The organism is Facklamia hominis CCUG 36813, from assembly GCF_000301035.1.
Classification (GTDB): Bacteria; Bacillota; Bacilli; order Lactobacillales; family Aerococcaceae; genus Facklamia; species Facklamia hominis.
On the sequence record NZ_JH932292.1, the window covers coordinates 1,668,033 to 1,692,043 of the forward strand.

Below are 24,011 nucleotides of genomic sequence, written 5' to 3' on the forward strand. Positions count from 1 at the left end.
GGAGATCAATGTGTATACAATATTCAATCCAGAAAATATTAAGCTAAATAAGTATCTTTTCTTTACAGGTAAGGGTGGTGTAGGTAAAACTTCTATAGCTTCAAGTCTTGCTATAAACTTAGCAGACCAAGGTAAAAAAGTTATCCTTGTTAGTACTGACCCAGCATCAAACTTACAGGATATTTTTGACACAGACTTAGACAATAAAATAAGAGATATAGATAAGGTAAAGAATTTAAAGCTAGCTAACTTTGAACCAGAGAAAGCCCTAGAAGACTATAAGGAAAGCGTAGTTGGACCCCAAAGAGGAAAGCTTCCAGATGAGGTTATAGAAGCCATGGAAGAGCAGCTTTCGGGATCATGTACAACTGAAGTGGCAGCTTTTAAGGAGTTCACAAGCTTTATAGCTGATGAAGAGCTTGCAGCTGAATATGACCACATAATATTTGATACTGCTCCAACAGGTCATACACTAAGAATGTTAGAACTACCTTCAGCGTGGACAAACTTTTTAGATAACAACAAGTATGGAGCATCTTGTCTAGGGCAGTTATCAGGGCTAGATGAAGAAAGAGGTATTTATAAAAAAGCTGTTGAAAACCTAGCTGACAGTGAGCTAACTAGCCTTATACTAGTTTCTAGACCTATAGAAACAGCCCTAGAGGAAGCGGCAAGGACATCAAATGAACTCCACGAAATTGGCGTAGACAACCAAATTCACATAATAAATGGTATGCTTGCTTCCTATGATGATGATCTTTCAACAGCTATATACAATATGCAAAAAAGAGATTTGGAAGCAATGCCAGAAGGTCTAAAAGACCTTGAAACTTATTATATTCCACTTAAACCATACAACACATCTAGTATTGAAAATCTTAGAAAATTTTTCTCGGATGATATAGAAGAAAAAATGGAGTCTTCAGTTACCATAGACACTAGCAAGATATCAAGGCTAGAAGATGTTGTTGACGACCTATATAAGAACAATAAAAAAGTTATCCTTACCATGGGTAAGGGAGGAGTAGGAAAAACAACTATAGCAGCAGCTATTGCCCTAGCCCTTAATGAAAAAGGTCAAAAAGTTCATCTTGCAACAACAGACCCAGCCGACCATCTAAAATATATAATAAGCGAAAGAGAAAATTTGACTATTTCCTATATAGATGAAGATAAGGAGCTTGAATCTTATAGAGAGGAAGTCCTAGGAAAGGCAAAGGAAGATGGAGCAAGTGAGGAAGACATTGACTATATCGAAGAAGATTTAAGAAGTCCATGTACCCAAGAAATTGCAGTTTTTCGTGCATTTGCTGATATAGTAGACAAGTCAGAAGATGAAATAGTAGTAATAGACACAGCTCCAACTGGTCATACTATCCTTCTTTTAGAATCAACTGAAAGCTATAATAGGGAAATTTCAAGAAGCCAGGGAGATGTACCTGAATCAGTAAAGAAGCTACTTCCAAGGCTTAAGGACAAGGATTATACAGAGGTTCTAATTATAGCCCTAGCAGAAGCAACTCCTTACTATGAAGCAAAAAGACTTAAGGAAGACCTAGATAGGGCAGAAATCTTTAATAAATGGTGGATTATCAACTCAAGCTACTTTGCAAGTGGCAGCCAAAACGAGATTTTAAAAGCTAGAGCCGAGCAAGAAAAAGAGTGGATCAAGACAATAGATGAAACATTTCAATCTAACACAGCCCTTGTTGAGTGGATTCCAGAAGATTTAAAAGAAGACAATTTAAAAGACTTATTATAAGAATAAGCAGATAAAAAAGAGGTGAAATTGGTGAAAGAAACAAACGAAAAGATTAGTTTTTTTGAAAGATATTTAAGTATATGGGTTTTACTCTGCATGGCTGCCGGTATTTTGATTGCTAGATTTATGCCATCTGTCCAATCATTCTTACAGTCATTGGAATTTAAGGGTCAAAACATAGTCTTAACAGTTTTAATGTGGCTTATGATATACCCTATGATGGTTAGAATAGACTTTAATTCACTAAAAAATGTTGGAAAACATCCCCAAGGTATAATTATTTCTACAATAGCAAGCTGGGCAATCAAACCATTTTTAATGTTTGGTCTGGCTACTCTTTTCTTCCATTATGTATTTAGCCAGTTAATACCCGTTGATCTTGCCAATGATTTTGTTATAGGTGCAGTACTCTTAGGTACGGCCCCATGTACAGCCATGGTCTTTGTGTGGAGTAGTCTTACCAATGGAGACCCAGCGCAAACTCTTGTACAGGTATCGGTAAATGACATCTTGATACTCTTCCTATTTGTACCACTTGTACAGATCCTTTTAGGTTTAAAGGGAATAAGTCTACCAGCAGATGTTCTCTTAATGTCATTAGTACTTTTTGTTCTTATTCCTTTAGTGGGCGGGTTTTTATCAAGGTACTTTATAATAAAAAACAAGGGAGAAGATTACCTGGAAAATAACTTTATTAAAAAGTTTGACGGAGTAACTACTATAGGACTTCTTCTGACCCTCATTATTATATTTACTTTCCAAGGAGATATGATAGTAGAACATCCACTTTATGTAGCTTTAATAGCAGTTCCACTAATACTTCAAAATGTGATTTCATTCTCTCTAACATATTTTGTAAGTAAATTAAGAAAACTACCTCATGAGATAGCAGCGCCATGTTCTTTAATAGCAGCATCTGACTTTTTTGAACTTTCAGTGGCTGTAGGCATAGCCCTATTTGGTGTAGATTCTCCTGTTGTTCTTGCATCAACTGTCGGGGTTCTTACAGAAGTTCCCGTAATGCTACTTTTAGTAAGGATAGTCAATAATACAAAAAGCTCCTTCCCGAGCTTTGAAAGAAGTAAATAAAGTTAAGACATTAGAAAAAAGTGCGACTATAAAAATTTAATGTGACCCCCAAAAGTTAGATCTAGAAACTAACTTAAGGGGGTCAGTTCAGTATGGCAAGGGCTTGTTCATTAAATATTATATTGTAAAGATAAAAGTATAGAACATTGATTGACCAAATGCTTGAATTAAAACAAGACAAGCACCTTTTGCTTATAAAAGAGATGATGCTGTTTACGTAATACCTATTACGGCTTTAAAACCTTAATAATATTAGCTTTGATTGATATATTCCCACATACGAGGATTTTGAAAAACTTGGAAATTTATCCATAATGACAACTCAATCCATGTCGAGGCAGTGACGTTGCTTGTGAAGGCACGTTAACGACTGAAGAAACTGCTGTCCTGCCCGTGCACGGATTGCTCAAGAATGACGAGCGAAGCGAGAAAATGATTGGATGCAATCGGCTGCTGAGGCGGTAGTATTGCTTGAGGCTGTTCGAACGAAGTGAGTTACAGCGTCAGATCTGTAGCGATAGCGTAGGTGATTGAAAAGAAAAGCTCTAAATTGTATAACAGCGAGGTTCTTGAGAAGTTGTGACTTCTTAGGAACCTCGCTTTTGGGTTTTTAGAGGAGAAAATGGGTGAGATCTGCTAGAATAAAGGTGTGCCTATGGGGAAACTGGTCGACTGTTGAAAGACTGATAGGATGCTATGTTTGATTTTTACACATCGGATCGATTTTCCCTCTGTCTTCATTAGTCTACTTAAATATTGCAAAGTCAAAGAATAGATGTGTATTCTAAAGAAGGGAGTTTCTATGGATACTGATCTCCGTATCTTTTCCATTCCTTTCTTCCTGAACATTTTTAGCGTGTGGGTTTGTATTGCCGTGTCTCTACAAGCAAGTATGAACAGCTTTATAGTCTATCCAATCAGCTATTGGGGTTATGTCGAAAAACATTTCATATTCCTGGTTGGAGAATCGCAGATATCTATCTGCTAAAGGTGGTACGAAACGTTTTGAGCTGGACCGCCTGATTCGTGATTGCCAGAATGATCAATTAGATATTGTGTTAATTAAAGATATGACACGTCTAGGGCGAGATACTTAGGAAATACTTGAAGCCTATCGGTCTATTAAAAACGCAGGCGTTCGTGTTATCTTCGAAATGGATGGTTTGGATTCTGACATAGTAACGGATGAATTCATGATTGCAACGATTGTTTTTATTGCTCAAGCTGAAAAAAATCTCGAAGTGAAAATAATTAAGTTAGGACATCAGAAACGTGCACTGGAGTGGACCTCTAAGTTATACGACCATATGTGCTATGGCTAGACTCATGATAAGGACGGAAAATTAATTCCTCATCCTATACAAGCTGAAGTGGTTCGACAAATTTTTGAATGGTATTCGGCTGGAGAAAGTGTCATAGGGAATGTAAAGCTGCTGCAGGATCAGCAAATACTTTCCCCCAGAGGCAAAGATACATGGTCTAAGCGAACTATTGTACCGTGCTTAGTAATGAAAAGTACATAGGTGATGTCATCCTAGAAATTGAGGTCATGCCTGGAATGAATAGCAAGATCGAGGATAATCATTCAGGTATCATATAGCGAGAGCAATTTAAAGCAGTATAAGAAGAAAAAACAAGACGGAGCAATGTTGTCTGACAGGATGGTGAAGCAAAACGATCTGTCAAAAAATATTGTTCTAAAAATAAGTAACAAAAGGAGTGATTAGTATGGATTCAACTGAAATGGATATGGGAAAACAACTGGTGCTTAATTCTTTGAGAATAGAAACAGAGAAAAATACTGGATCAGGCTTTGTATTTTCGTTTGATATTAAGAATAATTTTGTTCCTGTATTAGTAACAAATAGGCATGTTCTTCAAGGGGCGAAATTTTTAAAATTAGTAATACCATATATAAAGCCTGGAATAGAGGAAGAAATTGAAAATTTTACTTTTATAGTCCAAAATCTTGAGGAAGCAGTAATATTTCATCCAGAAACTAGTATTGATTTAGCAATTGTGCCAATAGCAGATCTATGGGAACAGGTGATTAATAATATTCAAACACGTCCACAGATTGTATGTATTGATGAAGGCTTAATACCAACCGATGAAGAAATAAAGAAAATAAAAACAATTGAGGATATTTTGGTTGTGGGGTATCCAAATGGAATTTGGGATAATGTAAATAATAGGCCTGTGGTGAGAAGAGGTATAACTGCTACAGATTATAAAATTGATTTCAAGGGTGAGCCAAAATTCATTATAGATTGTGCAATATTTCCAGGATCTAGCGGATCACCAGTATTTTTAGCTTCTGAAGGAATGGTTTCAGATGGTTTTGGGAGATATACATTTTATAGTTCTCCTCAAGTAAAATTATTGGGGATAAATAGTGCAGTTTTTATTCATAGAGCAGATGGACAATTAGTCGAGACCTCTACTAATATATTAACAGGGATCCCTAATGGACTAGGAATCATTATAAAGTCTAGAAAGTTACTAGATTTTAGGAAAGTTCTTAGTGATAGATTAGCCTAATTATCTATCAAGACTATACTGTAGACGAAATGTTGAGATAATAGTATTTATCTTTACGAAAAATAGCCAAAAAATTGCATGTGGAGTGTGTAGTATTGATGTCAAGGGGAAATGAGTAAGGTTTGAAATCAATAGATTTATGAATTGTGAACTAGATAATTGTGTGATTAATTTTTAGAATTAGTGTTCAATAATATCTCCCAAATACTGACTTGTAGCAACGCTATGAATATTCTGAAAAGGTCGTAGCAACACTTTAGATATTTTGGTAAGTTATGTCAACGGTATAGAGGGTGTATTAGATAAGATAGAATTGAATTTATGAGGGGAAAAATGGAGATAAATATTAACGAAATAATACTCAGACCATTAAATTATGAGGATTACGAATCATGGTTAAAAGGATTTAATAATAGAAGAGATTCTCAGAATAAATTTGATGACGGAAAATTAGATATGTCTATTTGTACTTTTGAATGGTTTAAAGAGCTTGTAGATAAACATCAAATTATGATGAAGGATGACTATCAGTATATTTACGGAGTATTTAACGGACGGGGAGAGAATTTAGGCTTTTTTGATGTTGTAACTTTAGAGAGGGCTAATTTTCAATGGTGTGAAATAGGATATTTTATTCATAATCAATATTGGAGAAAAGGCTATGCTTATAAATCGTTAAAAATATTATTACATAAATTAAAATATGAATTAGATTTTCATAGATGTGAAGCTCACGTTAAAATTGACAATCATGCATCCATTAATTTGTTGGAAAAATGTGGTTTCGAATTTGAATGCATAAGAAAGAATTTTATAAAAGAAGATAATTTATGGACAGACAGAAAAATATATACGAAAATTTTAGAATAATTTCATAAGTTAAGGTATACCTTAGAGCCAAGAATCTATCGCTTTCTTCAAGATGGTTCAAAACAAATTGCATTTTGCAGCTCATGGACACACGGCAGCTGAAGTGATTTATCAAAGAGCAGATGCAAGCCAACCTTTTATGGGACTAACTACTTTTTCAGGGGCTATGCCAACTCTGAAAGATATCCAAGTGGCTAAGAACTACTTAAAGGAAGATGAATTAAAAATTTTGAACAACTTAGTTTCTGGGTACTTTGATTTTGCTGAAGTTCAAGCCATACAACATAATCCTATGCATATGAGTGATTACGTTGACCATTTGGATCGTGTCCTCAGTGTGACTGGACGACCTGTTCTGCAATCTGCAGGTAAGATCAGTCACCAACAGGCCATGGATAAAGTGAAGAAAGAGTATCGTGAGTATCAAAAGAATACTTTGTCTCCAGTGGAAGAGGACTACTTGCAGACGATTAAAGCGCTGGAGCAAGAGGTCAAAAATGAAGGTAAATAATAATTTTGCTAGTCATATTCCCTATCCATCATACCAAAATCAATCCAACCCTTATCCTCAACACAAGTGGAATAGTCGAGGGAGTAAATCAGTGGTCTGGCGATGCATCACTCGAATGGATAGCCCCTCTAAGTGCCAGGCTCGAACAGTAAAGGAAGATTTGTTACATGAAGTGATTGTTGAAGTCATTAATTCCTTAATCGATGATAGTGACTACTTAGATACATTAGAAGAGAACATCAAAGAAGTCTTGAATCAAAAATACGATGAAACGGTCGAGAACGTGGATGATTAGCTACATGAATTGCAGAAGCAACTGTACATAAATGGAAACGAAAAAGATGAATACGAACGATTAGCGGAACAAATCTATGACTTAAGAGAGAAGAAACAAGTCTTGTTAATTGCCAATGCGACCAATGAAGACAAGCGTAGGAGATTAACAGATATCAAAGCCTTCCTCAAAGGGCAGCACATTAAGCTGGAGGAATATGATGAAAGCTTGGTTAATCGGTTGATGGAGGAAGTGCGTGTTAAGGAAGATAGCCTTGAAGTGAAACTTAAGACAGGTGAAATCAATACAATAGAAAAATAAAAGAGACATAGAACTATGCGTAGAATGGGAATGGTGTAGTTCTGTGTCTCTCTTTTTATGATATGCAGAAATAGTCTTTTTTGAATTTATTTGGTGTAAACCTACAGCGAGTTTTTCTTATATGAATAGATTGAACAAAAATAATAAAATCATTTGTGTAATTCGAGGACAAATAGGTATTAACCTTTTAGTAAATTTTCTTTCAGGCGGAAGGTGCCCTCTGATTCTGTTATTTGTTAATAAAATGCTTGACACAAGAAACTCAAGCCTGTACACTTTGTGTATATAGTGTATATACAAAGTGTGAAGGAAAGAAGTTAAATGATTAATATTAATCTTTCGAAATTTTCTAAAGTCCCATTGTACGAACAGATAATAAAAGAAATTAAGCGTAACATTATATCTGGTGAATTAAAGGAAAAAGAACGTTTACCATCTATTAGACAGTTGGCTAAAGATTTAGAAGTCAGTGTTATTACTGTTAAAAAAGCATACGAAAATTTAGAACAAGAAAAATTTCTGATGTCCATCCCAAGTCAAGGAACGTATGTAGCCGATTTGGATATTGATTTGATTGAAAGAAAAATTCTAGCAGAAATAGATGCGGGTATCGAACAAGTTATTATAAAGGCAAAAAGTATAGGCCTAAGTTCTGAAGAAATAGTTCAACGGTTCAGTGAAAAAGTGGAGGAATAAAAAATGCAATATGCGATAAAAATGAAAGATGTTACCAAATCACTTGGTGACTTTAAAATTGATTTAAAGAATTTACGGATACCAAAAGGCTATATTACGGGATTTATAGGGCCCAATGGAGCTGGGAAATCAACAACCATTAAATTGATAATGGATTTGATTAAGGCGGATACAGGACAAATAGATCTTTTAGGCTATGATCATGAAAATGAAGGAAAAGCCGCACGTGAGCGAATAGGTTTTGTTTATGCTGAAAATATTTATTATGAAAATTTGAATGTTTGTTCTATTGGCAACTTAGTTAACAGTTTTTATCCTAAATGGGATAAAGATAAATTCGACTCTCTCTGTCGAGATTTTAAGCTGCCTTTGCAGAAAAAAGTAAAAGATTTATCTACAGGTATGAAGGTTAAACTTTCATTAGCCGTTGCTTTAAGCCATAATGCGGATCTGATCATCTTGGATGAGCCAACATCTGGATTAGATCCAGTCGTAAGGTTGGAGATTCTAGACTTACTGTATGATATTATCCAAGATCAAGAAAAGACGATATTATTCTCCACCCATATCCTAGCCGATTTGGAAAAAATTGCGGATTATATTATTTTTATTAATGATGGAAGATTATTAATTCAGGATTCTAAAAATTATTTGCTTGAAAATTACAATCTAATCAAGGGTCCACTTCAATTGCTGGATTCAGAGATGCGAAACTTATTAATAGGTTATACAGAGAGAGAGTCTGGCTTTGCTGGTTTGAGCGAAGATGCAAAAATTTTTCAAGAAATTTATGGTGACAAGGTTTTAATTGAACCAGCGTCATTGGAAGATATTATGATTTATCACTTGAAGGGAGATAATTAAATGCGAGCATTACTAGTTAAAGATTGGATAGTAAGTCGAAAACTATTAATTTTATCATTGATTATTCTTATCTTAGTCTCCTTTGTAGTGAGTAATGATCAATTACCTTTAATTTTAGGCTTACTGCTGTCCATGTTTAATATGCGAAATATCGATGGTCTGGAAGACAAAAATGAATATCACGCCCTCGTTCAAAGTATGCCAGTGAGCCGCTTTGAAGTAGTAGTAAGTAAAACTATTTTTCATTTCTTACAAGTCGGTATTAACTTATCACTTATAATATTGTTAAACAGCATACTTCCAAGTTTAAAAGGCAATAGCATCAAAGAAATTTTCTTAACTATAGCCATGGCTATCCTGTTAATTTTAGGTTATCAATTGTTGTACATTATTTTTGGTCCTGTATTCATGAGTTATGTTACAATCATAATTTTCCTAGTGTTGATAACGTTTGGGTGGACATTAGCAAATAGCGCATTTATTCAAGGAGCATTAAGGTGGCTATCATCAATAAAACCAGCCACTCTAATCCTATCTTCTGCTTTAATCGTTCTAGTGGTATCTGCTTTATTATTGTTCTGGACTGTTAAGGTCTATGAGAGTAAGGATTTATAATACTTTTAATTGGAATCTTATGTATTCTTCAGAGCGGTTTGGAGTGACTTTTCAGTAGACTGATGAGAGTAGTTAATATCAGTAAAACCACCCTACCACCCTACCAAAATCAATCCATAGCTAAAGGTCGACACATGCAGAAGCAGTTGCTTTGCTTGTGAAGTCATTCGAAGAATAATTTCAAAAGAAGACTTGTGACATGAGACTTACTAATATTTTCCTATTCTTTATGAACGGTAAAGTATAGTTAGAGCGCCATATTCATAGGTACGGATTGAGTAAGTTGTAAGATAAATTAAATTTTACCAAGGAGTTAAATATGAAAATAATAGAAACAGAACGTTTAATACTTAGAGTTCCTACTTTTGATGATTTTGATGAGTTATATTCAGTTCATGCAAATCCTGAAACTAATATTTTTAATCCAGGATGGGAAAAGCCAAGTAAGGAAGAGTTTATAAATACTTTAAATAAAATCATAGAACATCATAAAAAGCATGGATTTGGATATTATTCTTTAATAGATAAAGCAGACAATAGAGTTTTTGGTTTATGTGGTTTAAGGTTTACATCAATAAAAGATAAAAATTATTTAAATCTGTATTATAGAATAGATCCTTCTAAAATGAGAAAAGGTTTTGTAAAAGAAGCAGCTAGCAAAATAATCGATATTGTAACTAATGAATTAAATAATGAATATAAAGTAGTCGCTTTAACTTTAGATAAAAATATTCCTTCAAGAAAAACTGCTGAATCATTAGGTTTAAAATACAACAAAGATTTTGATAATGTGGATGGAGAAGGAAACGTATACTACTTTAATTAGTAAAAAGTCGATGGGAGAAAATAAGATTATATGTTATAAAGCTGTTGAAACAAGTGGCTTTTAGGATTTTAAAAGAAATCAGTTCTATAATAAATTAAAAATCGTGTTGGTAGAAAAATCGTTTACTTCTACCAACACGATTTTACAAAGAGCCAGTACTTACATCTCTTTTTCTCCTGTAAAACTATTGTATCTTGATACTTTAAGGAGTTTCAATCATTCGATCTGTTAACCGTTATTTTTTGAATCTAAACTTAATAAAATAGCATTAATGGCGACGATGACTGTTGATACAGACATTAGAATTGCTCCTAATGCAGGGCTTAATGTGATGCCAATAGGAGCCAAAATTCCTGCAGCTAGAGGGATAGCTATAAAGTTATAACCAGCTCCCCAAAAGAGGTTCTGTTTCATTTTGCGAGTTGTTTTGTGTGCTAATTCAATGAATGATTCAATATCTCCTGGATCGGATTGAGTCAATATGACATCAGCTGAATCCAACGCCACTTGAGTTCCAGCACCTACAGCTATACCAACATCTGCTAAGGCAAGAGAAGGAGCATCATTGACACCGTCACCTACCATGATAACTTTCTTTCCTTCATCTTTAAGTGTTTTAACTAACTCATATTTGTCTTGTGGAGATTGATTTGATCTATATTCAATCCCTAAATCTTCTGCCGCTCCTTGAGCCGCTTTTTCATTATCACCTGTTGCCATAATTGGCTCTATATTGTTCTTTTTAAGAGCTTCTATTAACTCTTTACTGGTTGCTTTTAATTCGTCTCCTAAGGCTACAGCACCAATAGCTTCATCATTTTCTACTAAGACACTGAGGGTTGCTCCTTTTGGAATATCCATATCTAGATTACGTCCGTATGCTTTTTGACTGATTAATTGGTATTGGTGCCCATTGGCTTTACCTTCTACGCCAGCACCGGAAATTACATCAATGGAATCAAAGGATACTGGACTTACACCTTCTTGGTCGGCGAAGCTTATAATTGATTGAGCTATCGGGTGGCTAGATCCTCCTTCAATACCTGCCAGTAAGGCAATAATTTCCTCTTTATTATATTTGTTATTAAAAAGTTCAACGTCTAATACTTTAAATTCACCTGTTGTTAAAGTACCTGTCTTATCTAAAATCATCACATCTGCATCTTGAGCTATTTCTAAAGATTCTCGGTCTTTTACTAGTAAGCCACGACTTGCCCCTAAGCTTGTGCTACGAGCGGTGACCAATGGAATAGCTAGACCCAAAGCGTGAGGACAAGCTATAACTAATGTTGTGATAGCAAATTTTACTGCCGTTGGGATATCCGCTATAAGCGTCCATACTATAAAAGCTATTAGTGCGACAGTTACCGCAATATAGAACAGCCATCCCGCAACTTTTTGAGCAATATTTTCTGCACGAGAAGGTTGACTTTGAGCTTGGCTGATTAAATTCTGAACTTGAGAGATGAAGGATTGATCACCTGTCTCAAGCACTTTAATATAAAGAACCCCTTCTCCATTTGTTGAGCCCCCGATCACTTCATCGCCAGGACCTTTTTTAATTGATTTAGATTCCCCAGTCAAAAGAGCTTCATTTAGTCGTGATTCTCCGCGCTCGATAGTTCCATCTGCCGGCACATTTTCTCCAGCTTGAACACGAATTAAATCACCTACCTTTAAGTCAGCAACTGGTCGTGTTTCTATTGAATCGTCATCTAATACTACATGAGCATCTTTTGGTACTAGCTTAGCCAGTTCTTCTTGTGCATCTCCTGCTTCTCCAATAGCTTTCATCTCAATCCAGTGACCTAATAACATGATTAATAGTAATGAAGCAAATTCAAAGAAAAAATCCATAATTTGTTCACCTGTTACGTAGTTTGCTATTACAGTATAAATACTATATAAATATGAAACACTTAAACCTAAAGAAACGAGAGCCATCATTCCAGGTTCTTTTTGTTTAAATTCGTCAACTGCCCCTTGATAGAATGGACGTCCACCATAAATAATTAATATAGTAGATAAAATAACTACTACAATATCAGAATATGGAAAAGTAAACTGGAATGGTAGGTCAAACCCAGCCATAGGGGATAAGAGCATAATAATGATTCCTAGTGGTAATGACTTTAAGAATAGTTCCTTAAAGTTACCGTGATGATGATGCTCATGCCCTCCGTGTCCGCCGTGTTCATGACCAGCATGATGATCATGATGTTTATGGTCTCTATGTTGTTCCGTTTTGCTATTGTTGTGTTTCAAGTGATCCATTTCGCCGTGATTATGGTGACGGTGAGACATATGTTTGTTGTTATTCTTCATTTTAAATTCCTCCTTATGCTTAATGATGATGTAAATGACACTCGCATTGTCCTTTTGGACAATTGCATTCTACTTCTTCTACTGCGAAAGATTTTTTCATCTCTAATATTTTTTCTAGTCGATCTATATCATCGAAGCTTAAGACATGGTCTTCAATGATGCTTCCTATTACATTTCCGACTTTCTTTTTGCAAATACGGTTAAAAATATCCTCTGCATAATCCCTTACAGCTTCTTTTTCTTCAATATTTGCAGTGTAAATAAACTTTCTACCTTCTTGCTCTGTATTTAGTACGCCTTTTTCAACTAATCGACCTAAGATCGTTTTGATAGTGGATTGTGTCCAGTCCATTTTTTCTTTCAATATGGAGATGACTTTTTTACTAGTTACTCGATCATTTGCCCAAACTACACGCATGACTTCCCATTCAGCATCTGTGATATGAGTATTATTTACTATTGCATCCATTTTCTTTCCCTCCTTTTCGTTTACAGATGTAAACAATCATGCTCAAAATAAGTCTACTATTGTAAACGAAATATGTCAAGTTTTTTTAATAAATGTAAGCAACGATTAATGCGTTTGTTTTTCAATTTATTCCCAGTACGATTTATAAGGTTATCATTGATTTACATTTATCGCTTTTTTAATTCCTTATTTTTAATAATATGTTCCAAATATGATAAATACGATGATATCTTTTCTGAATTTATTGTTTGGCTAAATATATAGTCATAAATTTCACAAATTCTACCTTTCATTTTTCGTGATAGTTTGTTTAATTCACTTTAGGAACTTTACTCAAAATTTGTCGATTTATTTAAATGAAAGTTGTGCAATTGATTCATCTTATTAAGAAAAATCTGGAGAAGTTTTTCACAAGAATATAGGGGCTATTGTTTAAAAATTAGTGACTATGTAAGGTTTACAACCGATTTTTATTCTGTACTCTTATCCAATGGATTTAATGGGCTAAAACTTTGAGATGGTTTTAGGAATCAAGGACTAAAATTAAAAAGTGATTTTATGTCAATTGGTTATTGTGCAAGTTTCGAAGATTATATAGTAATAAATTTAAAATATAAAGGTTATAGGAGAAATCTTCACACAATAACTATAAAGCTTGAAATATCAATGTAAGAAAAAGTGATAGAATCAAGTTTCGTTGATAAGATAAAAGTGAAAAGAGGACCGATTAGTGAATTCTACGGCCAAGGGAATAGATGTCTAAGGGTTCGAAACAGCTTGAAATTAATAAGTTTATGAAGTTTGAACTAGATAATTATCTGACTAATATTTTATTACAAGACTACGCAGCTTTGAAAATAGTGAATGAGAGGATTCAATATTAGATAAATAATGTTTGTTCTATCAAATCTTATGTATATATAATCTTCGTAGTTTGAGTGGATATCTATCAGCAAACTTGACAAAATCTGACAATTTAACTAAAGTTTAAGTAATATTTAAAGGAAAGGTGGGAAAATTGTGAAGTTATTTCTTCAAATGTCTCCAATGGCAACTTCCAAAGCACAATGTATTTGCAGTCAATTTTTGATTGTCTAAAAAATTAAACATTTTGAAAGGAGAAATAATGGAAACAATAGTATCCGCTTTATTAGTTTTTGTCTCTACATCGATTGATTACTTAGTTGTTTTGACTATTTTATTCGCCAGTCAAGGCAAGAAAGCCTTGAAATCAATTTATGCAGGACAGTATTTAGGTACAGGATTGCTTGTACTGATTAGTCTAATTGCCGCTTACTTTTTAAATTTTATCCCACAAGATTGGATTATCGGACTTCTTGGTCTAATCCCACTAGGTCTTGGTATAAGGGCAATCTTTGTGGATGAAGATATTGATGAAGAAGACATCGAGGGAAAAATTACCGCAGATGGATCAAAAATATTAGCATTTACAAGTTTAACAGTAGCAATGGGTGGAGATAATTTAGGAATTTATATTCCCTATTTTACAGGACAGAGTTTGATTGAGATTGGTATAAGTTTAGTAATATTTGCGTTAGGGATATTGATTCTATGCAAATTATCTCAAAATCTCGCCTCAATTTCTGCTATCGGAGAGATTGTAGAAAAGTACGAAAAAATAATTGTACCAGTCGTGTTTATTGGACTCGGTCTCTATATAATGATTGAAAATGGAACGATTACTTATTTCATATCCCTAATCACGAGTTAAGAGTCTATTTTTATATTTTAGGACCTATTAAAGGAAATCTTTGGTAGGTCTTTTTTGTTTATTTAGAATTATCTTATCTGTCTCAAGAAATATAAGAAGCAAGAATTGTGTAATATGTTAAAAATAAGTCATATTTTATCCATACTGACCACTCAAGCCATGTGGAGACGGTGGCGTTGATACAAAAGATACAATCTTATAAATCTTGCATTTTAAGCAGTTTTATAAGCATTTTATATGTGAAAAAGATGAAGAAGGATATGTCAAAAAGACTCAAAAAAATCCATGACATAAGATTAGTTTTAAAACTAGTATGAGGAAACACAAAAAATATAATTAACTCATTTTGTACTTTCTATAGGAGTAGCTTAAAAAGCTGCTCTTTTTTTATTGAATGTAGTAAGGATTCGTTACATCCAAAAAATAAAAATCTAAGACGACTCATAAAATACAGTAGACTATTTAAAATAGAAGATGAAATTAGGAAATATATGGAGTTATTATCGTAATTAATATCGAGAGTATAAAGCGCAAGATAAGAAATTTGGCAGAGAAGAAGAATCTAAAGTCGCAAGAAGTTCTGTAAATATTGTATTAAAATGTTTTTATAAAATATAAAATAGGCAAAAGTATTTAATAATGACGATGTATTGACGTTGCACGAATAAGCCTATATAATTATATTAAAGGGGATGAGGAAATGGCTACAACAAATTTGAATATAAGAACAGATAAGGAAATAAAAGAAGCCGCAGAAAAAATCTACTCCAGTTTAGGTTTAAATATGACGACTGCAATTAATATGTTTTTAAGGGCAAGTATTAGAGAAAGCGGCATTCCTTTTGATTTAAAACTTAATGTTCCAAGTGATGAAACTATAAAAGCGATTGAAGAAGGAAGAATGATAGCTAAAGATACGAATGTGAAATCCTATGACAATATGGATGACTTGAGGAAAGCCCTTGAAGTATAAAATAAAGTTTACAAAGAGATTTAAAAAAGATCTAAAGCAAGCTAAAAAACAAGGAAAAGATATTGAAAAACTCTTCGATGTTATTGAAAAAATAGCAAAAGATGAAGCTCTTGATGAAATATACAGAGATCATTCATTAGTTGGGAATTACAAAGGAACTCGAGAATGTCATATAGAGCCAGATTTTTTGTTGATATATGAAAAAATAGAAGAAGTTTTAGTATTATCACTAGTAAGAACTGGCTCACACTCTGATTTATTTAAGTAATAACAATACATGAAAAAAATAAGGATGGAATTATATGGTTAAAAAGAACTTATGGCTTATATTGGCAATAATCGCATTTATTACACTCATATTATCAATATATATGTCGTATAAGACAGGAAAAACAGAGTATGCATGGATAATTGGCTCTATGCTTTTTGGAATAGGGTGTGGAAGTAAATATAATAAAGAGAAAAATAAATAAAGTAAAATTGCAATAGAGAAAGTCAATGTGTTTGAATTAAAAACGATTAGAGATAAAAATCTAGTCGTTTTTTATTTTAAGAAAGAATACAAGTGAATTTGTCTATGACGATAGAGGACTTCTGATTATATAAATTAATGTCATCATCCTATGTCAAAAGTATTTGACATTAGGAGGTAAGTATGAATACAACAAAATTTATTGAGACAAATCAAATGTTTGGTTTAGGTTTACTCTGGTTATTTCTTGTCGCATCATTAATATGCACCTTAATAATGATTGTAACCTTGATTAAAAAAGGAGATGAAAGAAAGGGATATATTGTAAAAAAATCTGGATTAACTGCATTAGTAGTAGGGATAATATTTTTAATTATAAACATAATTTGGAATATTTTCTTTGAACAAAATTCTAGTATTGGATTTGAAGATAATCCGATTATTTATGTCGGTATCATATCAATAGCTTTTAATATTTCTTACTTAATCAATATGAGGAAATATAGGTAATAGAAATGAAAAACCATATTAAAGAACTTAGAACCGAGAAAGGATTATTTCAACAAGAATTAGCTGATATATGCGAAGATAGTAGACAAACTGTTAATGCAATTGAAAACAATAAGTACGATCCGACGCTCGAGCTTGCTTTTAAACTAGCTCTTGCTCTTGAGACCACTATAGATGAATTATTCATATATGAATAAAAAGATTGAGTCAAATTTTTTTAAAGTGCCTATTATTTTAGGCGCTTTTTCTATAACGGACTTTAGGAGATGGTAATATAATATTATAATTAATCCATAGCTTAAGGTCGACACATGTGGAGACGGTAGCATTGATGTTAAGAAAATAGAGTAAAGATTAAAAAAAAAAAAAGAGAGCAGCTGAGTCATGACTTATAGAAAACAAAGATAATTATGATAACCGCAGCTAATAATTTATTATGGATCTATTCAAAAATAAATGAGCAAAGAGTGTTACAGCATATTTAAGTTATAAGCATTGTACATTACATTGAAAAAGACATTTATATTATAGGAGAACTTATGAAACTAATTAGACCAGATAGGAAGTATATCCAAAGTTATATTGAAGCAAATGAAGAAGATGAAATGTTTAGGCCTCATGTAGAAAGACGTTTTAATAACCCTGAGACAATTATAGAACGTGCTTATAATTTTGAACATGGTATAAATTTGCCAATAAATTATGTTAGAGCGACTACATTTTGGTTGATAGATAATGAAAAATTTATTGGTGAAATTAGTATTAGGCATGAATTAAATTCTTTTTTAATTAACTATGATGGTCACATAGGGTACGAAATTAGACAGTCTGAATGTAGGAAGGGCTATGGAACAAAAATGCTCTCTATGGCACTAATGTATTGTAAAGAGACATTGAACCTTCATAAGGTTTTGATTACATGTGATGATGACAATATCGGATCAATAAAAGTGATAGAAAATAATGGTGGAATTTTGGAAAATAAAGTAAAAAATAGATTACCAAGAGGAAATGTTACAACAAGAAGGTATTGGATTAATATATAGAAAAAAAGATCAATTTAATCTGTCCAATATTTAAACTAATTGACATATTCCCATATACGAGACTTTTGAAAATTACCAAGTTTTATCCATATTGACCACTCAAGCCATATTGAGGAAGTGACACTGCTTTTGAAGGCGCGTTAGCGATTGAAGAAACAGCTGTCCTGCCCACTCACGGATTGCCCAAGAACGACGAGCGAAACTAGGAAATGACTGGATGCAATGGGCTGCCGATTCCCTGGTATTCCTTACGAAAAGTGAAGCAATGAATAGAAGCGGTAATAGCGGAGTTTCCTTGAGATGTAAGCTCAGAGGGACCTCGCTTTTTGATTTTTAGAGGAGAAAATGGGATAAATCTGTTAGAATGAAGGTGTGTGTATGGGGAAATTGATCGATGATTTTAGGAAGAAGGTACAAACTAAGCACCAATAAAAATGCCCACTTCTTTTCGTAAGTTGAAAATGAAAATTAACCTAGTTTTAAAGTAGAGGAGCAGAGATAATGAGTAAAAGGCAAATTGCAATTGTAGCTAATCTTTTATTACTTGTATGGTTTTCACTGGATATGTTTGGAGTAAAAATCGGTGATAAGTATTTAGTTGAAGGGGCTTTGAACGAAGATGGAATGTTTATGGTCATTTCAACCGTAGTATTTTGTATTTTTCTGTTAACTAGGAAGCTAGGTAAATATATTCAATTGGGTTGGTTATTGGGTTGGTTTATATTACAATTCCTTGCCCATGAATGGTATACCATTTTCGGAAAAGGACTGATGGGTAGCGTTGAAGGCAAGATTGCTTATTTTGAAAATTGTATCCAATTCATAAACATACCGGGAAGATATGTGCCGGATTTATGGCATATTATACTGCATGTTTTAATAATTGTCGCATTTATTGCGACGCTTAGGGTGCCTATTGAAAATCAAAAAATTACTTCGGAATGATTATCAGAAAATGAAAAAGATAAAAAAATTAAGCACGCCATTGGGTGATATAGACATTAAAATTGATGGCCAGTCTGTTCCTTATGATTATAAGGAGATGGGACCAATTGGGGGAAGACACTTTCCTCTTTTAGGAAGGTGTCATATTCGCATCAAATATATTCCTGATGGTAAGGAGCATCAGATATCTTGTACCATTAATGATGAACGTTTAGGAAGAGGCTATCATGAATCTGGCGAACGATTGGCTTGTATTAGCTTTTACGGTGACAATCGAATAAAACTATCGATAGGTTTGGAAGGTGAAACAGACTATAGCAATGGGAAACGCTACAGTGCATATGATTATGATGATGTCTATATGGATAATGGATTAGCATTTGGAATCTTTCCTGATACTAAGACTTCAGAATATTTATTTGCGGTTGCTTGGATTGACGACGTTGGTGCTCATGACCCGATTATTGATGGAGAAGACAGAGATGTAGAAACGTGGTTTGGGGCAGATCCGCTTTATGATTAAACAACCATTTTCCCTACCCACTATACCAAAATCAATCCATTCTTTATCCACGACACATGTTGAGCGTGTGGTGTTGATGACAAGAGTTGCACCCACGAAGTAAATAAAATGTAGATAATAAAGGCTTATTTATAGGCCATCGTTAAAATTTATTGTTAGCTTAGAGTAAGCCTTATTATTTGAGAGAAAATAGCAGTAAGTGGGAACATATATCTTAGCAAGAGATGCTACTAAAGAATGTGTTACAAGAAAAAATGCACTGATTCAGCCCAACTAAAATATATGGATTTGATGTAGAAGGAAAGCCTTTAGCGAATACGTAATTGATGGAATAAGTTTGTAAGGAAATGATTAATTATTGAGGAGGTGGAAAGATGATTTATCAGGAATCCAGTGACATAAATGAAGCGTGCAAGAATTTATTTAATCCCCCTTGGAATCATATTTTAGATTCGGTTTTAAGTGGTTTTCAAGGTAGAGTTTTGGTAGACCGGTTGACTTCACCCCAATCGGCGCTTGCTATTGTCGGAAAGGGGGCTCCCTTTGCTTTTTTGGGGGGACAGGTGAATGAGGACTTATGGATGCATCTCCCGAAAGGCGACTTGATCATGGTGCCACAAAGTTCCGCCTGGTCTAATTATTTAATGACGATCAAGCAACACGAAGTCAGACCATTTATTCGTTATGCTATGGAAGCACCGCAAAAATTTAATGGGCAGAGAATTAATCAAATGAAGCAATCTTTAGCGGATTCCTATTCGATTTCTGTCATCAATCAACAGCTGTTTAATCAATGTTTAGAAGAGACCTGGTCTAAAGATTTAGTCAGTAATTTTGATAATTATTCGGATTTCTGTCAGCAGGCGTTGGGATTTGTTATACTTAATCAAGGAAAAATCATTTCTGGGGCCAGTACTTTCTTTCCCTTAGCAAATGGCATCGAGATTGAAGTAGACACGCATCCTCGCTACCAGGGGCAGGGATTAGCCAGTATAGGGGTGAGTTATTTAATCAATGCCTGTTTAGATCGTGAATGGTACCCGTCCTGGGATGCCCATACAGCTATCTCACGAGACTTTTCCAAAAAGTTTGGCTATTCGGTCGCCTTCGACTATCAGGCATTTGAGTGGAAATAATAAAATTTTCTGATTCATCCAAAAACTTAAAAGGGGAAAGTCTATCAGCTAACCTCGTTAAAAATGTGGCAGAGCGTTTTCTAAAGCCAATCAGGACCACTTCTGTCAATAGCATTCCTTTGAAAGTTATCGAAAAATTAGTGGAGAGTACCTCTCAGAATAGCAAGGGATTGTTCTTTCACCATTGATCATAAAAGATGTCATCATCAAAGCAGAATATCGGTTCTGCTTTTTTTGTTATGCTTGCAGATCGATTTTATTCGTAGTTTAGAATAGAGATGGTATCTTTCTAAGCCACTCTTTTTGGTATGATTTTGCAGGAGAAGGAACAGCGGTATTTGTTAATAAGGCCATTGACCACTTCTGCCGATAGGATCCCTTTGAAAGCTATCAGAAATTAGTGGAGAGTTCCTTTCAGAATAGCAAGGGATTGTTCATTCACCATTCATATCAAAGAAAAATAATAGAAAGTCTAATGATGTGCAAGAGGAAGTAAGATACCTTAAATTAATGATATAACTTAACATAAAATACGAAGAACCTTTCTCGACACTAGGAGGTTCGCATCGAATGATTCCCTTGCTATAAGAAAGTCGAGCTAAAGGACAGGGTCATTTCTAACTAACATCTGAGCAGGCTGCCTTTTTAAAAGGCTTAGTGTGTACGCAGACAGTTGCTTAGAGGCCCTGTCCTTTTTGTGTACCCAATTTTTACTCGGAAAAGTCTCCTATAAGAATCATTGAGAAATGGAAATAATATGGTTGTCAAAGATTTTGAAAGAATTATCAACAGAGCCCGATTTTTTGTTGATCTATGAAAAAATAGAAGAGCTTTAATATTATCTCAAGTAAGAACTGGCTCACAGTCGGATTTATATAAGTAGCATTATAAAAATGATAGATTTTTACGATCTATACATCTTTACAATTAAAAAACTATAAGGAAATAATCGAGGAAATAAAATAATATTCATATCTAAGATCCTTGTGGTAAGTATATATCAGTGAAATAAGTACATTGACTATCTTACTTATGATAAGTTGTTGTTGTGAAAATTTTATCAAATAGGCTCATAGACTTGTAATTTAACAGACACTATTTGGCAAATCATAGATAAGAAAGTATTTAGGAATAAAAAAGTCTAACTTTGGGGCGCACCTCAATTAAAGTCCCTTAGTTTTTGAATTATTTTACAAGGGCTATCTTATTCAAGTAGGTATGCTATATAATATAAGTATACATTTAACATAAATTGCACAAATCAAAGATTAATGGTGGTGATGAAATGGGTAAAATATTAAACAAAAAACAAATGACTGAAGAAGATATTAAACGTCATTATATTACACCGTCTATTATGAGAAGATGTGAAAATGTTACAACTGATATTTTGCTTCGTATATATGAAGCATTAAAATAAGATAATGTACAGCATGTGCTGGTTAATAATGAAAATAAAAATACTGAAAGAATAACTGATCGGAGGAGAAAAAATGGCAGATAAAACAAATGCCAATATTGGCTTTGAAAAACAAATCTGGGATGCAGCGTGCGTCCTTTGGGGACATATTCCGGCAGCAGAATATAGAAAAGTAATTATTGGTCTTATCTTTTTAAGATACATTTCTACTGCTTTTGAGCATAGATATAAAGAGCTTGTAGAAGAAGGCGATGGATTTGAAGATGATCGCGATGCTTATACAATGGAGAATATATTCTTCGTTCCAAAAGAAGCAAGATGGAGCACAATTGCAGCTGCAGCTCATAGCCCTGAGATTGGAACGGTTATCGACACTGCTATGAGAGCAATCGAAGCTGAAAACAAAAATCTTAAAAATGTTCTTCCTAAAAATTATGGAAGTCCTGATCTTGATAAAAAAGTATTAGGAGATGTTGTTGATATCTTTACCAATAACATTGATATGTCAGATACAGAAGCAAGCGAAGATTTACTTGGCCGTACATATGAATATTGCATTGCACAGTTTGCAGAAAAAGAAGGTGTAGGTGGTGGAGAATTCTATACGCCATCAAGCGTTGTTAAAACACTTGTATCTATTTTAAAACCTTTTGAAAATTGTCGAGTATATGATTGTTGCTGTGGTTCAGGTGGTATGTTTGTACAAAGTGAGAAGTTCCTTGAATCACATGGAGCTAAGAGAGGGGCTATCTCTGTATATGGTCAGGAAGCAAATCCGGATACTTGGAAGATGGCCAAGATGAACATGGCTATTCGTGGTATTGATGCAGACTTTGGTCCTTATAATGCGGATACATTTTCAAATGATTTGCATCCAACTTTAAAGGCGGATTTCATCCTTGCAAATCCACCATTCAATTATCATCCATGGGGACAACAAGCTTTACAGGAAGATAAACGTTGGAAGTATGGCTTGCCACCTGCAAGTAATGCAAACTACGCATGGATTCAACATATGATTCATCACCTTGCACCGAATGGAAAGATTGGTCTGGTGCTTGCTAATGGTGCTTTATCAACTCAGACAAGAGGTGAAGGTGCAATTAGAAAGAAAATTATAGAGGATGACTTAATTGAAGGTATCGTAGCGATGCCTACCCAACTGTTCTATAGCGTAACAATTCCGGTTACTCTGTGGTTCATTTCAAAGAATAAGAAGCAAAAAGGAAAGACCCTCTTCATTGACGCTCGCAAGATGGGACACATGGTTGACCGTAAGCATAGAGATTTTGAAGAAGAAGATATCCAAAAGTTAGCAGATACTTTCACAGCTTTCCAAAATGGAACACTTGAAGATGTCAAAGGTTTCTGTGCCGTGGCATCACTTGAGGATATTGCAAAACAAGATTATATCCTTACCCCTGGACGCTATGTGGGAATTGAAGAACAAGAAGATGATGGAGAACCATTCGAAGAAAAGATGGCAAGATTGACATCAGAGCTTTCAGATATGTTCGAAAAATCTCATGAACTCGAAGATGAAATCAGAAGAAAGCTGGGGGCGATTGGATATGAAATTTAAATTGTCTGATGTAATGGAATTGATTGGAGGCGGAACGCCTAAAACATCGAAAGTTGAATACTGGAATGGCGAAATCCCATGGCTTTCCGTAAAGGATTTTAATAACGATTTTAGATATGTTTATGAGACTGAAAAAAGCATTACAGAGTTGGGATTAAATAATTCTTCAACTAAACTGCTTAAAGAAGGCGATATCATCATATCTGCAAGAGGAACGGTAGGGGAAATAGCAACAATTCCATTTCCTATGGCATTTAATCAATCTTGCTACGGACTCCGTGCAAAGGAAGAGGTAGTCACTTCGGATTATTTGTATTACCTGATAAAGCACAATGTTTACATTCTGAAGAAGAATACGCATGGATCTGTTTTTGATACGATTACAAGAGATACATTTAGCGGAATTGAAGTAGATATCCCTTCGTTGGATGAACAAAGAAAGATAGCATCAATTTTATCTGAAATTGACGAAAAGATAGAACTTAATAATGAAATAAATAAGAATTTAG

Annotated in this window: 28 protein-coding genes and 1 pseudogene; 27 read left to right on the forward strand and 2 right to left on the reverse strand. The window is 34.1% G+C overall.

The window, feature by feature from the left end:
• Positions 1-10 precede the first annotated feature (10 nt).
• The 13 genes from arsA to HMPREF9706_RS07835 all read left to right on the forward strand — a co-directional run bounded on the left by arsA (position 11) and on the right by HMPREF9706_RS07835 (position 10,369).
• On the forward strand, positions 11-1,762 hold the full coding sequence (gene arsA, locus HMPREF9706_RS07785; RefSeq protein WP_006908825.1) for an arsenical pump-driving ATPase: 1,752 nt from the start codon (positions 11-13) through the stop codon (positions 1,760-1,762).
• Positions 1,763-1,792: 30 nt separating this feature from the next.
• On the forward strand, positions 1,793-2,851 hold the full coding sequence (gene arsB / locus HMPREF9706_RS07790) for an ACR3 family arsenite efflux transporter (RefSeq protein ID WP_006908826.1): 1,059 nt from the start codon (positions 1,793-1,795) through the stop codon (positions 2,849-2,851).
• Between the two features lie 932 nt (positions 2,852-3,783).
• Positions 3,784-3,948, forward strand: coding sequence for a recombinase family protein (locus tag HMPREF9706_RS09130; RefSeq protein ID WP_155949080.1), 165 nt, complete (start codon positions 3,784-3,786; stop codon positions 3,946-3,948).
• Positions 3,949-4,209: 261 nt separating this feature from the next.
• Entirely contained in the window at positions 4,210-4,374 is a 165-nt protein-coding gene (locus tag HMPREF9706_RS09450; RefSeq protein ID WP_407918970.1) for a recombinase family protein, read from the forward strand.
• Positions 4,375-4,579: 205 nt separating this feature from the next.
• Positions 4,580-5,392, forward strand: a complete 813-nt coding sequence (locus HMPREF9706_RS07795; protein ID WP_006908827.1) for a S1 family peptidase — start codon at positions 4,580-4,582, stop codon at positions 5,390-5,392.
• A gap of 333 nt (positions 5,393-5,725) precedes the next feature.
• Positions 5,726-6,262, forward strand: a complete 537-nt coding sequence (locus HMPREF9706_RS07800; RefSeq protein WP_006908828.1) for a GNAT family N-acetyltransferase — start codon at positions 5,726-5,728, stop codon at positions 6,260-6,262.
• Between the two features lie 37 nt (positions 6,263-6,299).
• The gene (gene rhuM, locus HMPREF9706_RS07805; RefSeq protein WP_269208133.1) at positions 6,300-6,773 is read left to right on the forward strand and encodes a RhuM family protein; all 474 of its coding nucleotides are present in this window, start codon (positions 6,300-6,302) and stop codon (positions 6,771-6,773) included.
• Positions 6,760-7,068 carry a zinc ribbon domain-containing protein gene (locus tag HMPREF9706_RS07810; RefSeq protein WP_006908830.1) on the forward strand — a complete coding sequence of 103 codons (309 nt, stop codon included), beginning with the start codon at positions 6,760-6,762 and terminating at the stop codon, positions 7,066-7,068. Before rhuM ends, HMPREF9706_RS07810 begins: the two co-directional genes overlap by 14 nt.
• A 9-nt stretch (positions 7,069-7,077) precedes the next feature.
• A complete protein-coding gene (locus tag HMPREF9706_RS07815) occupies positions 7,078-7,368 on the forward strand; it encodes a hypothetical protein (protein WP_006908831.1) in 291 nt (96 codons plus the stop codon).
• A gap of 321 nt (positions 7,369-7,689) precedes the next feature.
• Entirely contained in the window at positions 7,690-8,064 is a 375-nt protein-coding gene (locus HMPREF9706_RS07820) for a GntR family transcriptional regulator (protein WP_006309247.1), read from the forward strand.
• Positions 8,065-8,067: 3 nt separating this feature from the next.
• Positions 8,068-8,928, forward strand: coding sequence for an ABC transporter ATP-binding protein (locus tag HMPREF9706_RS07825; RefSeq protein ID WP_006908832.1), 861 nt, complete (start codon positions 8,068-8,070; stop codon positions 8,926-8,928).
• Positions 8,929-9,543 carry an ABC-2 transporter permease gene (locus HMPREF9706_RS07830; protein WP_006908833.1) on the forward strand — a complete coding sequence of 205 codons (615 nt, stop codon included), beginning with the start codon at positions 8,929-8,931 and terminating at the stop codon, positions 9,541-9,543.
• A gap of 319 nt (positions 9,544-9,862) precedes the next feature.
• Positions 9,863-10,369, forward strand: coding sequence for a GNAT family N-acetyltransferase (locus tag HMPREF9706_RS07835; protein WP_006908834.1), 507 nt, complete (start codon positions 9,863-9,865; stop codon positions 10,367-10,369).
• A gap of 228 nt (positions 10,370-10,597) precedes the next feature.
• On the opposite strand, the gene HMPREF9706_RS07840 is transcribed toward HMPREF9706_RS07835, so the two are convergent.
• Together HMPREF9706_RS07840 and HMPREF9706_RS07845 are read right to left on the reverse strand one after the other, a co-directional pair.
• Positions 10,598-12,694: a heavy metal translocating P-type ATPase gene (locus HMPREF9706_RS07840; RefSeq protein WP_006908835.1), complete on the reverse strand. Its 2,097-nt coding sequence runs from the start codon at positions 12,692-12,694 to the stop codon at positions 10,598-10,600.
• Between the two features lie 19 nt (positions 12,695-12,713).
• Positions 12,714-13,163 (reverse strand): CopY/TcrY family copper transport repressor, encoded by a 450-nt coding sequence (locus HMPREF9706_RS07845; RefSeq protein ID WP_006908836.1) that lies wholly within the window; start codon positions 13,161-13,163, stop codon positions 12,714-12,716.
• A 1,126-nt stretch (positions 13,164-14,289) separates the two neighbouring features.
• On the opposite strand from HMPREF9706_RS07845, the gene HMPREF9706_RS07850 reads away from it, so the two are divergent.
• From HMPREF9706_RS07850 to HMPREF9706_RS07905, 14 genes and pseudogenes are all read left to right on the forward strand, one after another.
• The gene (locus HMPREF9706_RS07850) at positions 14,290-14,895 is read left to right on the forward strand and encodes a CadD family cadmium resistance transporter (protein ID WP_006908837.1); all 606 of its coding nucleotides are present in this window, start codon (positions 14,290-14,292) and stop codon (positions 14,893-14,895) included.
• Positions 14,896-15,314: 419 nt separating this feature from the next.
• Positions 15,315-15,404 (forward strand): annotated as a pseudogene (locus tag HMPREF9706_RS09135) (type IV toxin-antitoxin system AbiEi family antitoxin domain-containing protein); the annotation flags it as partial.
• Between the two features lie 191 nt (positions 15,405-15,595).
• Positions 15,596-15,868 (forward strand): type II toxin-antitoxin system RelB/DinJ family antitoxin, encoded by a 273-nt coding sequence (locus HMPREF9706_RS07855; RefSeq protein WP_004812197.1) that lies wholly within the window; start codon positions 15,596-15,598, stop codon positions 15,866-15,868.
• Complete coding sequence (locus tag HMPREF9706_RS07860) at positions 15,858-16,136, forward strand: type II toxin-antitoxin system YafQ family toxin (RefSeq protein WP_006908838.1); 279 nt, start codon at positions 15,858-15,860, stop codon at positions 16,134-16,136. Before HMPREF9706_RS07855 ends, HMPREF9706_RS07860 begins: the two co-directional genes overlap by 11 nt.
• A gap of 34 nt (positions 16,137-16,170) precedes the next feature.
• The gene (locus HMPREF9706_RS09225) at positions 16,171-16,341 is read left to right on the forward strand and encodes a hypothetical protein (protein ID WP_006908839.1); all 171 of its coding nucleotides are present in this window, start codon (positions 16,171-16,173) and stop codon (positions 16,339-16,341) included.
• A 182-nt stretch (positions 16,342-16,523) separates the two neighbouring features.
• The gene (locus HMPREF9706_RS07870; RefSeq protein WP_006908840.1) at positions 16,524-16,850 is read left to right on the forward strand and encodes a hypothetical protein; all 327 of its coding nucleotides are present in this window, start codon (positions 16,524-16,526) and stop codon (positions 16,848-16,850) included.
• Between the two features lie 5 nt (positions 16,851-16,855).
• Positions 16,856-17,047, forward strand: coding sequence for a helix-turn-helix transcriptional regulator (locus tag HMPREF9706_RS07875; protein WP_006908841.1), 192 nt, complete (start codon positions 16,856-16,858; stop codon positions 17,045-17,047).
• A 342-nt stretch (positions 17,048-17,389) separates the two neighbouring features.
• Positions 17,390-17,896: a GNAT family N-acetyltransferase gene (locus HMPREF9706_RS07880; protein WP_006908842.1), complete on the forward strand. Its 507-nt coding sequence runs from the start codon at positions 17,390-17,392 to the stop codon at positions 17,894-17,896.
• A 501-nt stretch (positions 17,897-18,397) separates the two neighbouring features.
• Positions 18,398-18,841: a hypothetical protein gene (locus tag HMPREF9706_RS07885; RefSeq protein ID WP_006908843.1), complete on the forward strand. Its 444-nt coding sequence runs from the start codon at positions 18,398-18,400 to the stop codon at positions 18,839-18,841.
• A complete protein-coding gene (locus HMPREF9706_RS07890) occupies positions 18,813-19,364 on the forward strand; it encodes a hypothetical protein (RefSeq protein WP_006908844.1) in 552 nt (183 codons plus the stop codon). The genes HMPREF9706_RS07885 and HMPREF9706_RS07890 overlap by 29 nt, the downstream gene beginning before the upstream one ends.
• 374 nt (positions 19,365-19,738) lie before the next feature.
• Positions 19,739-20,500, forward strand: coding sequence for a GNAT family N-acetyltransferase (locus tag HMPREF9706_RS07895; protein WP_006908845.1), 762 nt, complete (start codon positions 19,739-19,741; stop codon positions 20,498-20,500).
• A gap of 1,285 nt (positions 20,501-21,785) precedes the next feature.
• Positions 21,786-21,920, forward strand: coding sequence for a hypothetical protein (locus tag HMPREF9706_RS09380; protein ID WP_006908846.1), 135 nt, complete (start codon positions 21,786-21,788; stop codon positions 21,918-21,920).
• Positions 21,921-21,993: 73 nt separating this feature from the next.
• On the forward strand, positions 21,994-23,502 hold the full coding sequence (locus tag HMPREF9706_RS07900; protein ID WP_006908847.1) for a type I restriction-modification system subunit M: 1,509 nt from the start codon (positions 21,994-21,996) through the stop codon (positions 23,500-23,502).
• On the forward strand, positions 23,492-24,011 hold a 520-nt coding region (locus HMPREF9706_RS07905; protein WP_006908848.1), incomplete at its 3' end, for a restriction endonuclease subunit S. The genes HMPREF9706_RS07900 and HMPREF9706_RS07905, both read left to right, overlap by 11 nt.